The organism is Protofrankia sp. CiP1_Cm_nod1 (assembly GCF_920888515.1).
Lineage (GTDB): Bacteria > Actinomycetota > Actinomycetes > Frankiales > Frankiaceae > Protofrankia.
Window position 1 is genome coordinate 1 of the sequence record NZ_CAKKTM010000439.1, and the last position, 11,189, is coordinate 11,189.

Annotated in this window: 13 protein-coding genes and 3 tRNA genes; 3 read left to right on the top strand and 13 right to left on the bottom strand. The window is 70.3% G+C overall.

Translation table 11 applies throughout. The features are described from left to right. Positions 1 to 257: 257 nt before the first annotated feature. From rplL to NBX02_RS19965, 7 genes are all read right to left on the bottom strand, one after another. Entirely contained in the window at positions 258 to 647 is a 390-nt protein-coding gene (gene rplL, locus NBX02_RS19935) for a 50S ribosomal protein L7/L12 (RefSeq protein WP_250282072.1), read from the bottom strand. 267 nt (positions 648 to 914) lie between these two features. Further along, complete coding sequence (gene rplJ / locus NBX02_RS19940) at positions 915 to 1,487, bottom strand: 50S ribosomal protein L10 (protein ID WP_250282070.1); 573 nt, start codon at positions 1,485 to 1,487, stop codon at positions 915 to 917. Between the two features lie 390 nt (positions 1,488 to 1,877). Then, complete coding sequence (gene rplA / locus NBX02_RS19945) at positions 1,878 to 2,594, bottom strand: 50S ribosomal protein L1 (protein WP_250282068.1); 717 nt, start codon at positions 2,592 to 2,594, stop codon at positions 1,878 to 1,880. A 321-nt stretch (positions 2,595 to 2,915) separates the two neighbouring features. After that, complete coding sequence (gene rplK, locus NBX02_RS19950; protein ID WP_250282066.1) at positions 2,916 to 3,350, bottom strand: 50S ribosomal protein L11; 435 nt, start codon at positions 3,348 to 3,350, stop codon at positions 2,916 to 2,918. Positions 3,351 to 3,392: 42 nt separating this feature from the next. Next, positions 3,393 to 4,205 (bottom strand): transcription termination/antitermination protein NusG, encoded by an 813-nt coding sequence (nusG, locus tag NBX02_RS19955; RefSeq protein ID WP_250282063.1) that lies wholly within the window; start codon positions 4,203 to 4,205, stop codon positions 3,393 to 3,395. 83 nt (positions 4,206 to 4,288) lie between these two features. Further along, positions 4,289 to 4,537, bottom strand: a complete 249-nt coding sequence (gene secE / locus NBX02_RS19960) for a preprotein translocase subunit SecE (protein ID WP_250282061.1) — start codon at positions 4,535 to 4,537, stop codon at positions 4,289 to 4,291. A gap of 30 nt (positions 4,538 to 4,567) precedes the next feature. Further along, positions 4,568 to 4,640: transfer RNA gene (locus NBX02_RS19965), tRNA-Trp, on the bottom strand. A 468-nt stretch (positions 4,641 to 5,108) separates the two neighbouring features. On the opposite strand from NBX02_RS19965, the gene NBX02_RS19970 reads away from it, so the two are divergent. Beyond that, on the top strand, positions 5,109 to 6,317 hold the full coding sequence (locus tag NBX02_RS19970; RefSeq protein ID WP_250282059.1) for a pyridoxal phosphate-dependent aminotransferase: 1,209 nt from the start codon (positions 5,109 to 5,111) through the stop codon (positions 6,315 to 6,317). Positions 6,318 to 6,486: 169 nt separating this feature from the next. On the opposite strand, the gene NBX02_RS19975 is transcribed toward NBX02_RS19970, so the two are convergent. The 5 genes from NBX02_RS19975 to NBX02_RS19995 form a co-directional block, all read right to left on the bottom strand. Further along, on the bottom strand, positions 6,487 to 6,915 hold the full coding sequence (locus tag NBX02_RS19975; RefSeq protein ID WP_250282057.1) for a MaoC family dehydratase: 429 nt from the start codon (positions 6,913 to 6,915) through the stop codon (positions 6,487 to 6,489). A 68-nt stretch (positions 6,916 to 6,983) separates the two neighbouring features. Further along, positions 6,984 to 7,433, bottom strand: coding sequence for an FAS1-like dehydratase domain-containing protein (locus NBX02_RS19980; RefSeq protein WP_250282055.1), 450 nt, complete (start codon positions 7,431 to 7,433; stop codon positions 6,984 to 6,986). A 300-nt stretch (positions 7,434 to 7,733) separates the two neighbouring features. Then, on the bottom strand, positions 7,734 to 7,898 hold the full coding sequence (rpmG, locus tag NBX02_RS19985) for a 50S ribosomal protein L33 (protein ID WP_250282052.1): 165 nt from the start codon (positions 7,896 to 7,898) through the stop codon (positions 7,734 to 7,736). Between the two features lie 99 nt (positions 7,899 to 7,997). Then, positions 7,998 to 8,071 (bottom strand) — tRNA-Met (locus NBX02_RS19990). 85 nt (positions 8,072 to 8,156) lie between these two features. Beyond that, positions 8,157 to 8,229, bottom strand: a tRNA-Thr gene (locus NBX02_RS19995). 640 nt (positions 8,230 to 8,869) lie between these two features. Between NBX02_RS19995 and NBX02_RS20000 the strand changes: the two genes are divergently transcribed. Both NBX02_RS20000 and NBX02_RS20005 read left to right on the top strand, forming a co-directional pair. Further along, complete coding sequence (locus tag NBX02_RS20000; RefSeq protein WP_250292545.1) at positions 8,870 to 9,820, top strand: glycoside hydrolase family 25 protein; 951 nt, start codon at positions 8,870 to 8,872, stop codon at positions 9,818 to 9,820. Between the two features lie 293 nt (positions 9,821 to 10,113). Next, positions 10,114 to 10,659 (top strand): DUF7144 family membrane protein, encoded by a 546-nt coding sequence (locus tag NBX02_RS20005; protein WP_250282050.1) that lies wholly within the window; start codon positions 10,114 to 10,116, stop codon positions 10,657 to 10,659. Positions 10,660 to 10,898: 239 nt separating this feature from the next. On the opposite strand, the gene NBX02_RS20010 is transcribed toward NBX02_RS20005, so the two are convergent. Continuing rightward, the coding region (locus NBX02_RS20010) for a gamma-glutamylcyclotransferase (protein WP_250292548.1) at positions 10,899 to 11,189 on the bottom strand (291 nt) is incomplete at its 5' end.

Here is an 11,189-nt window from a genome sequence, read left to right on the forward strand (position 1 = left end):
GCCGCGACAACCGGCCCGGGCGCGACCGGCCCGGGCAGACGCTCGGCAGCCCGTCCGACGGGCCCCGGCGGCCTCGGCTCCGCTGCCGGAGCGGCCCGAAGCGACAGGGCACCCGAAACGGCAGGGCACCCCGAAGCAGCGGAGCGGCCCGCGCCGACGGGGCGGTCCGAAGCGTCAGGACAATCCGAGCCAACCACGCGGGCCGTTGCCCTCTCGTCTCCGGGGAGGGAGAGGGCAACGGCCCGCGGGCGTCATGGCTACTTGACGGTGACCGTGGCGCCGGCGCCCTCCAGGGCTGCCTTGGCCTTCTCCGCGGCTTCCTTGGTCGCCTTCTCCAGCACCGGCTTGGGCGCCCCGTCGACGAGGTCCTTGGCCTCCTTCAGCCCGAGGCTGGTCAGCGCGCGGACCTCCTTGATGACCTGGATCTTCTTGTCGCCGACGGACTCGAGGATGACGTCGAACTCGTCCTGCTCCTCGGCGGCCGGTGCCTCGGCGGCCGGCCCCGCGGCGCTCGGCGCGGTGACCGCGACCGGCGCGGCCGCGGTCACCCCGAAGGTGTCCTCGAACTGCTTCACGAACTCCGACAGCTCCAGCAGCGTCATCTCCTTGAACACGTCCAGCAGCTCGTCGGTCGACAGCTTCGCCATGATGGCGGTCCTTTCATCGTGGTGGATCAGGAAGTCCGGCCGGGCGTACCGCGTCAGCGGGCCGAAAACGGCGCGGCCGCCGCCCGTCGGGTCACTTGTGGCTATGTGTCATTACTGGGGATTACCGGGGATCACCGGGGACCGCTTGGCTCGCGGCTCCCGGGGACGGGCCGGCCGGCGCTCGTCGGCGTCGGCCCCACCAGCCAGGCTGGCCGGGTAGCGGGACGCGCCGGGCTGTACGTGGCTGGCGCTCTACTCGCTCGCCTTTTACTCGCTCGCCTCGGCCGGGGACGCATCGGCCGCCGGCTCCTCGGCCACGGGCGCCTCCGCCTCCCGCTTGGCCCGCAGTGCCTCGGCCAGGCGGGCCGTCTGGGACAGCGGCGCCGCGAACAGGCCGACCGCCTTGGCCAGCGAGCCGTTGAGCGCACCGGCGAGCTTGGCGAGCAGCACCTCGCGCGACTCGAGGTCGGCCAGCCTGCGGATGTCCTCCGCCGACACCGGCCTGCCCTCGACGACCCCGCCCTTGACCACCAGGGCCGGGTTGGCCCGGGCGAAGTCACGCAGGCCCCTGGCCGCCTCGACCGGGTCGCCGGTGACGAACGCGACCGCGGTGGGGCCGACCAGCAGCTCGTCCAGGCCGTTGATACCGGCCTGCCCGGCGGCAATCTTGGTGAGGGTGTTCTTGACCACCGCGTACTGCGTGCCCTCGCCGAGCGAACGGCGCAGTTCGGTGAGCTGGCTCACCGTCAGCCCGCGGTACTCGGTCAGCACCGCCGCGGACGCGCCCCGGAACGAGTCTACGATCTCCGTTACCGCGGCGACCTTTTCCGGCTTCGCCATCGGGCTCCTTCATGGGGTCTGGCCGGTCGTCCGAAAGGTGCCGCAGACGACGAACGCCCCGGCGCAGGCGCGCGGGGCGTACCGACCGGGGCGAAACAACGCCGTCCCCGGGCAATGCTCCCTCACCTGCGCGGGCCGTCCGGTGGCTCCGGAACCTTCGGCCGCCCCACGAGGGGACGACGACCAGCGGTCTTCGGTTTGGTTCTCAGTGACCAGTTGGTTCTCAGTAAGCAGGATACTCGAGCCTGCGGCGATACGAAAAATATGATCGTTCCGCTTTCGGCCTCCGTGTCGAAACGGTACACGGCCTTGAAAGCCGCGGCCGGCCGGGGGGGCCGCATGCGCGCCCCCGGCCGGCCGCGGCCCACCGCGAGGCCGGTGCCGCCCGGCTCAGGCGGCGGCGTCCTCGAGAAGGTTGCGGGTACGGCCCGGGTCGACCAGAATCCCGGGGCCCATCGTGGTCGTGAAAGTGATTTTCTTCAGGTAACGGCCCTTGGCCGCGGCCGGCTTGACCCGGACGATCTCGTCCAGCGCGACGCTGTAGTTCTCGATCAGCTGCTCGTCGGTGAAGGCCGTCTTCCCGATGACGATGTGCAGGTTGCCCTGCTTGTCGACCCGGAAATTGATCTTTCCGCCCTTGATGTCGCGGACGGCCTTGGCGATGTCGAGGGTGACCGTGCCGGTCTTGGGGTTGGGCATGAGCCCGCGCGGCCCCAGGATACGGGCGATGCGGCCGACCTTGGCCATCTGGTCGGGGGTCGCGACGGTCGCGTCGAAGTCGAGGAAGCCCTCCTGGATCCGCTGCACGAGATCGTCGCTGCCGACGACGTCTGCACCGGCGGCGGTGGCCTCGGCCGCCTTCTCGCCGACGGCGAAGACCGCCACCCGCGGGGACTTCCCGGTGCCGTGCGGCAGGTTCACGGTGCCCCGGACCATCTGGTCAGCCTTGCGCGGGTCCACACCGAGGCGCAGCGCGACCTCGACGGTGGCGGCGTACTTGGTCGTGGACGTCTCGCGGGCCAGCTGGACGGCTTCCAGCGGGGTGTACAGCCGGTCCGCCTCGATCTTCTCGATCGCGGCCCGGTATGCCTTGCTGCGCTTGGTCATGCGTGTCTCCTCGTGGTGATGGCGGGCCGGAGCCGCTGCACCACCCGTCTCGTCCCGGTCGGCGGCCACAAGGCCCGGGGTGGGACGACAGGGAAACATGATCCCGCCATCGTCGGCCCCTGGTGGCCCGACAGGCCAGTGCGCTGGCGCCTCCGGCGCCCTTCGCGGCGGCGGAGCCCCTCGCGCCGAAGCCTCCGGCGCCTTCGGCCCTGGCCGCCTTCGGCGTCCTACGGGCCAGGCACTTCCCAGGACGGGTCGGGCGTGATCGGGCGCCCTCCCACAGCTGCGGTCACGGCCGCGACCGCGCGGCCGGACTGGTCGTCACCCGCTGATGGTGATACCCATCGACCGGGCGGTCCCAGCGATGATCTTCTCAGCGGCTTCCAGGGTGGTGGCGTTGAGGTCCGGCAGCTTGGTCTGGGCGATCTGACGGATCTGCTCGGCGGTCAGGTTGGCCACCTTCGTCCGGTGCGGCACGCCACTGCCCTTCTCCACCCCGGCGGCCTTGAGAATCAGCCGCGCCGCCGGCGGCGTCTTGGTGACGAAGGTGAACGAGCGGTCGTCGTACACGGTGATCTCGACCGGCACCACATTCCCGCGCTGGGACTCGGTGGCGGCGTTGTACTGCTTGCAGAACTCCATGATGTTCACGCCGTGCTGGCCGAGGGCCGGCCCCACCGGAGGCGCCGGCGTCGCCACACCGGCCTTGATCTGGAGCTTGATGATGGCGGCGATCTTCTTCTTCTTGGGAGGCATGGTGTCGTTTCTCTCCGAGTTGCTGCTGGCGGTGGGGCGGGCTCAGATCTTCGCGACCTGGTTGAACTGAAGTTCGACCGGCGTCTCGCGGCCGAAGATGGACACCAGCACCTTGAGCCGCTGTGCGTCGAGGTTGATCTCGCTGATGGTGGCCGGCAGGGTCGCGAACGGGCCGTCCATGACGGTCACCGACTCCCCGACCTCGAACTCCTGTACCCGGACCGTCTCGACCTTCTTCTCGCGCGGCGCAGGCGGCGCGAGGATCGAGAGGACCTCCTCCGTGCGCAACGGCGACGGCTTGTTGGTCAGCCCCACAAAGCCGGTCACGCCCGGGGTGTTGCGGACCGCCGACCACGACTGGTCGGTGAGGTCCATCCGCACATAGATGTAACCGGGGTACTTCTTCTGCTGCACCAGTTGCCGCTTGCCGTTCTTGATGACCGGGACCTCCTCGGTCGGCACCTCGATCTGGAAGATGTACTCCTCCATGTTGAGGCTGGAGATCCGGGTCTCAAGGTTCGTCTTGACCTTGTTCTCGTATCCGGCATACGAATGTATGACGTACCACTGTCCCGGAGCGTCCTCCAGGGCCCGCCGGATGTCCTCGGAGTCGTCCTCGGCCTCGGCGGCGGCGGGCTGGCCCGCGTCCGCCGGACCGGTCACGTCCGCCCGGTCCGTCGTGAGGTAGCCGGGGGATGTGTCGACACCCGTGGCGCCGTCACCGCTCTCGCCGGCCTGCGGCAGTGCGCCGGCCTCCGTGCTCGCCACCTCGTCGCGCGCCAGTGCCGCCAGCGGATCGAGACCGTCGAGAGCCTCCCCCTGTTCGGAGGAGACGTGCTCGGGAAACTGGGACACGCGGACGTTCCTTCTCTCTTGTGGCCGTGCTCTGTGAGCCGTGCGGGCCTCGGGGCGGCATGAATCCGTAGAATCCGGCCACATCAACCGAAAACGGCCAACACCGCCTTGGTGAGACCGAAGTCCAGCGAGGCGACGAAGGCCACCGTGATCGAGCAGAACACGAGCACGACGATCACATAGGTGATCAGCTCGTTCCGGCCCGGATAGACGACCTTCCGAAGCTCGGCGACAACCTCGCGGTAGAACCGCAGTGGCGTCGTGCGACGCCGGCCCGCGGGCCTGGTCGGCCGGCCGGCCCGCGGTGCCGCGTCACGTGTGTCGGTCGCCACTCACTCCACCTACCTGGTCGTCGGGTACCGCAGGGGCGACAGGACTCGAACCTGCAACCGCCGGTTTTGGAGACCGGTGCTCTACCAATTGAGCCACGCCCCTCTGCACTGCGACCGCCGTCGGAGCAGCGGCCACCGAACAAGATCGTATCTATCGGAAAAACCGATCTTGATGGTCATCGGCGGCACTGCATACCGGGAGGACAGCCCAAGCGCATCCACCATACTCCTACGCAGGCCCGCTTACCTGGCCGCCCGGCCCCGGCCCCGGCGGGGCCAGCGGGACGCCCACCCCGCGGCGGCCCGGCGACGCGGATTCGGCGTCCCGCATTCCCGCCCGGCCGGCACGCGGCCGGGCGCGGGACCGGCGCGGAACCAGTGCGGAACCAGTGCGGGACCGGCACGGAACCGAGGGCCCGCCGGAAGGCGGACGCCGAAGGTCTTCCTCCGGGCAGGGCGGATACCGACCGAAACCGCTGTCGGACCATCCGCGCACCGGCCCTTGTGGCGTCCCGTGGTGTCCGAACGGCCCCGGCAATGATCGGGCGGGCAACCCCTGACACATGGCAGCATGACAGTCATGACCCGGATCTCTCATCGCATCGGCAGCATCGCCCCCTCCGCGACGCTCGTCGTGGACGCGACCGCGAAGGCGCTTCGTGCAGCCGGCCGGGACGTGATCGGCTTCGGCGCCGGCGAACCGGACTTCCCCACCCCCGACCACGTCGTCGCGGCCGCCGAGAAGGCCTGTAGCGACCCGAAGATGCACCGGTACACACCCGCCGCCGGCCTGCCCGAGCTCCGGGAGGCGGTGGCGGACAAGACCCGCCGCGATTCCGGGCTCGACGTCCCCGCCGGCGCCGTGCTCATCACCAACGGTGGCAAGCAGGCGGTCTACCAGGCGTTCGCCACCCTGCTCGACCCCGGTGACGAGGTCCTGCTGCCCGCTCCCTACTGGACGACCTACCCGGAGTCGATCCGGCTCGCCGGCGGCGTCCCGGTGGACGTCGTCACCACCCCGGAGCAGGGCTACCGAGTGACGGTCGAGCAGCTGGAAGCCGCCCGCACCCCCCGGACGAAGGTGCTGCTGTTCTGTTCGCCGTCCAACCCCACCGGAGCCGTACACACCCCTGAGGAGGTCCGGGCGATCGGGCGCTGGGCGGCCGACGCCGGCCTGTGGGTGATCGCCGACGAGATCTACGAGCACCTGGTGTACGGCGACGCCCGGTTCGCGTCCCTGCCGGTCGAGGTGCCGGAGATCGCCGACCGCACCATCGTGGTCAACGGGGTGGCCAAGACCTACGCCATGACCGGCTGGCGGGTCGGCTGGCTGATCGGCCCGCCGGACGTGGTGCAGGCCGCCACCAACCTGCAGTCGCACGCCACGTCCAACGTCTCCAACGTCGCGCAGGCCGCGGCGCTGGCGGCCGTGACCGGGCCGCTGGACGCCGTCGTGGAGATGCGCAAGGCGTTCGACCGGCGACGGCTGACCATGCACCGGATGCTCTCCAGCGCGCCCGGGGTGGTCTGCCCGCTGCCCGACGGGGCGTTCTACTGCTACGCGTCGGTGGCCGGCGTCCTCGGCCGCACGCTGCGGGGGAAGACCCCGGCCACCTCGGCGGAACTGGCCTCGCTCATCCTCGAGGAAGCGGGGGTGGCGATCGTGCCGGGCGAGGCGTTCGGGACCCCGGGCTACACCCGGCTGTCCTACGCGCTCGGCGACGAGGACCTGGTCACGGGCGTCCAGCGGCTGTCCGACCTGCTGGCCGAGGCACGCTGACCAACACGCGGGCCACGCCGCCCGGCGGACACACCGTCACCACGACCAGCCCGCCACGCGCCTGCCCCGCCGCGCGCATGCCCCGCGGGCCGCGGGCAGGCGCGCGTGGCAGGCGCGTGGCGGGCCTTCGGAACCCGAGCGGGCCTCCGAAAGACGAGCCGAGCCGGCCTCAGGCGAGCTGGACGGTGGCCCGGGAGGCCAGCAGCACCTTGCTGCCGTCGAACCGCACGGTCAGGTTGACGACCACTTGGTTGTCCTCGAGCTTCTTCTCGACGACGCCGCTGGCCACGAGCGTGGCACCGGTGTCGTCGTCCGGTACCGGCACCGGGGAGGAGAAACGGACACTGTAGTCGACCACGCTGCCGGGGTCCCCCGCCCAGTCGGTGACGAGCCGGGCGGCCGTGGCCATGGTGTACATCCCATGAGCGATCACACCGGGCAGGCCGACATCGCGCGCCGCCCGCTCGTTCCAGTGGATCACGTTGAAGTCGCCGGAGGCCCCGCAGTAGCGGACAAGGTCCTCCCGGCGGATCCGGAACTCCCGCTCGGGAATCCGGGTACCGACCTCGACGTCGTCGTAGTCGATGATGGCAGGCATGTGAGCGCTCAGCACCCTTCCTGATCCCTGGAGGGCCGGCAGGCCGGCCCGCGTCCCTCTGGATGCCGTCAGGCCGCGGTGCCGCGCGAGGCCAGCGCCGTCCGGGCGGTCGCGACCAGCTCGCCGCCGGTCGTGACGAACTCGTACTCGCTGATCAGCAGCTCGTTGCGCCCGGCCTGGCGGATGTCGGCGATGGTGGCGGAGACGACGAGCTCGTCACCGGCGATGACTGGCCGGCGCAGCGAGTAGCGCTGCTCGACGTGCACCACCAGTGAGTAGTCGAGACCGAGCTGTGGGTCGCGCACCGGCACCACGGGCCGCCAGAGAGCCACCGCCGTCAGGAAGGTGGGCGGCGCTACAAGATCGACATAACCGGCCGCCTTGGCAGCCTCAAGATCGTGCGAGAGCGGACTGTTGTCCTGGATCGCGGCCGCGAACTGCCGGATGTGTTCGCGACCGACCAGGAAGGGAGCGTCCGCGACGAACCTGCGTCCGACAAAGTCCCGATTGAGCGGCACCACATGCTCCGATCTCGCCGTCCCCACGGCTGGAACCACCCTGGAACGCCCGGGAGCTACCACCCTCCCACGCGCCACCCAGCGAGGACAGACGGCTCCAGGAGTCGAAGCGGCGATCACCAACAGTGAAGAGATCAGTCCAACGGACTGAACACTAGCCCCGCGCGCCCTGGCTGCCGTACCGACAGGCCGTAGCGGCCCGACATCATCCCGGAAGGACCCGTGGAGCCCTGGAAGGCTCCTGGAAAGACGATGCCGCCCCGCGGGCCACGAGCCTGCCAGGGATGTCCGCGAACGCGGTCAGCGGGTCTCTCGGTGCTCGGTGTGGTGCCGGCAGTTCGGGCAGAACTTACGCAGTTCCAGACGGTCCGGATCGTTGCGGCGGTTCTTGCGCGTGATGTAGTTGCGGTGCTTGCACGCCTGACACGCCAGGGTGATCTTCGGACGGACGTCGGTGGCGGCCACGGTGCTGTGCCTCTTCCTGCAGGTGGGACAAGAACGAACCAGAGCTCGGACGTGCCGCACGACTGCGGCGCCGCCCATGGCGGGACGCGACCCGACCGGTAGCGGTGGCCGGATTTGAACCGGCGACACAGCGATTATGAGCCGCTTGCTCTGCCTGGCTGAGCTACACCGCCTGGGTGGACCCACTCCGGCAGCTGGCCCCCAGCCGACGGAGTGAAGGCCGGCAGCCGTTCACCTGGCTACCGACCGGTGCCACAGAGCCCCTTTACGGAATCGAACCGTAGACCTTCTCCTTACCATGGAGACGCTCTGCCGACTGAGCTAAAGGGGCGAGTACGCGCGCCTTACGTTACACGACGACGGGGCAGTGCGTGTCACGGGCCCGGTAGCAGTGACGCCGCCCGCGCCCGCCACGGCCGCCCGGCTCCCCCCGGCACGCGTGCGCGACAGCGCCCGGGAAGCCGCGGCCCAAGGCGAACAGATCTTCGCTGTCCGGCGCGATCCGCTCTGATGTAGACACCACTACATGTCACGAAAATGGGCCCGATCATAAAGATCGCAACTTTGAGTAGCGAAAAGATCGACTCGCGTACTGTTTATATCACTATAAGTAGATATTATTCTTCTTAGCGTAGTATCTGGTCGAGCGAGCCTGCCTCTGGCATCATCCGTCGGCCAGCCCACCCGGTCACGCCAAGGAGCTCCCGTGGGCATCGCACCCACATCCGCCTGCCAGGACGACCGCCTGCCAGGATGACGCCGGGCCAGGCCGGGCCGTCCGGCCCCACCGGTGGGGCGGCACACGCGGGGCCGTCGTAGCGGCCGTGGCGCACGGCATCCACGATCAGGCTGTTCGCGGCGCGCAGGCCGTTCGCGGCGGGTGGGCTGTTCGCGGCGAGTGGGCTATTCGTAACGCGACCGCCACGTTCGACGCGCCTGCCCCGGCGGCGGGCACCACGGCCGCCGTCCCCATGACGGCGGACACAGCCGCGGCCGCATCCGGTGCGGCCGTACCCATCGCGGACCGGTCCGCGCAGACAGTCCCGGCTCGGTGGCCGCAAGGTATCGACATCTCGTCATGGCAGCACCCCGCTGGCGCGCAGATCGGCCGGAACGCGGTCCACCCGGCCGGCGTCACCTTCGCCATCGTCGGGGCGACCGAGGGCATGACCTACACCAGCCCGTGCTTCGCCCTCGACCGCCTCCCTGCCCTCCAGACGGGCCTGGTCGTCGGCGCGTACCACTACGCCCGGCCCACCCAGCCGATCACGGCCGCGGTCGAACAGGCCGACCGGTTCCTCGCCGTCACCGGCCTCACCCGGTCCAACGGTCATCTGGCCCCCATCCTCGATCTCGAGGCCGACGGAAGCCTGTCGGCCGACCAGCTCACCGCCTGGGCCCGCGCCTTCCTGGAGGAGGTCGAGACGAGAACCGGGCGCGCGCCCATCCTGTACACCTACCGGTCGTTCTGGAGCGACACGATGAAGAACACCACGTCATTCTCCTGCTACCCACAGTGGTTCGCCATTTACAACGGAAGCTCGGCCCCGGGCTCCCTGCCCGGCGGCTGGCAGAAGTGGGCGATGTGGCGGTTCACCTCCTCCGGGAGCGTTCCCGGCATCACCGGGAACGTCGGCATGAACGTCGTCCGCTGTGGCATCGACGCGCTGGCGGCGAACGCCGGCGGACGGGCCGGCGAGGCCGACCGGCGGTACGGCTCGGACTCCCGGGTGCGCTCGGTGCTGAGGGCCGCCGCCCGCGGCGAGGAGCCCGCCGGTGGTGGGCCGGTGGCGACAGTTCGGCCAGGGGCCGCTCTTCTGGCCGGTGGCGACCGGCGTCCACGAAGGGCCGTGCCCGGCCGGACAGCCACCGGCCGTGCGGGCCAGAGCGCGCCGGATGGATCTTCGATCAGCCGAACGTGACCCTGCGCGACGGGTCTCCAGGCCGGAATGCCGGGCAACCGGGCATGTCCAGGGCGTGCGCAGGCATGCGCGAGGCGCCCGGAGGGCACACGGAGGGTATGGCCATGTGGGCCAGCCGGCCGCCGGTGACCCAGTCGTGCCCCTTGCGCGCCGCCGGAGACCTGGCGGCCCCGGGGCCGCCAACCGACCCGAAAGCGACACCGAAGGTGACGCGACCGCGGCCCCTCCGCGGCCGCCAGCGGCCACCGGGCCCCGGGTCGCCAGGCGTCCCGCCACGCTCCAGGGAGGATTTCATGCAACCGGCACGGTCAGCGGCACGCACCAACGGATGGCTGGTATTCGCCGCGGTCATCCTCTTCATCACAGGCTTTCACAATATCATTTATGGAGTTGCCGCTCTCGACAGATACTCCTATCTCGTCACCGGCAACGGTGTGATCATCTACCAGGATCTGGACTTCTGGGGCTGGCTGCTGATAGCCATGGGCATCGTCGAGGTCGCCGTCGCGGCGGGTCTGTTCATGGGCCGGCAGTGGGCCCGCTGGGCGGCGATCGCGATCTGCACGGTCAACGTGATCGCGCACCTTGCCTTCCTCGCGGTCTTCCCGGTGTGGGCAGTCATCCTCATCGCGCTCGACGTACTCGTGATCTATGCGGTGACCAGGCCTGACACACCGCCTCGCGGGTCCTACGAGCCCTACCCCGAAACCGACCGGATCGAGGCCCGCACCGGCGGCCGGGAGTACACCGAACCATCCCGGTCCACCGTGCAAGGCACGTCCAGCACGCCGTCCGGCACGCGAGGCAGCCGGTCCGGCCCTGAGGCGCCCACTCGCTGAGCGCCCGGGAGCGAACAGCGGGAACCCGCTCGACGACGCCGGCGTTCCGGCCCTTCCACGGGCCGTGGAACGTCGGCGTCGGCCGTGTGCGCCCGGCTCCGGAAAGGCCGTCCGTCCCCCCGGGCCTTCGGGTCCGGCCCGTGGCGACGGCAGCCCGGAGCAACAACGATCAAGTAACAGCGATCAGGACGATCAGGAGTGCTGGCAGCCGCAACCGCGGCAGCCGGGAACGGCGGCGGTCAGAAACGAGGGTGGGACAATATCCGCGCCACGAACGCCGGCAGGTGGGCGGCGGCGAACGCGTCGGCGTCCCACGTCTGGTCCAGGGCGGCCGCGACGTCACGCCAGACGTAGGCCGATGCCGGCCGGCCGTCGACGAGTACGAGGCGCCGCGTCTCGTACTCGTCGCCTTCGAACGCGTCGAGAACGGCCCGCTCCGGCGGGCTGAGGCCGGACAGCGCGCGTCCGGCCACCACCGCGGCCGCCCCGGCGGCCGGCACCAGGCCCGGGTAGGCCCGACCGGGCAGCGC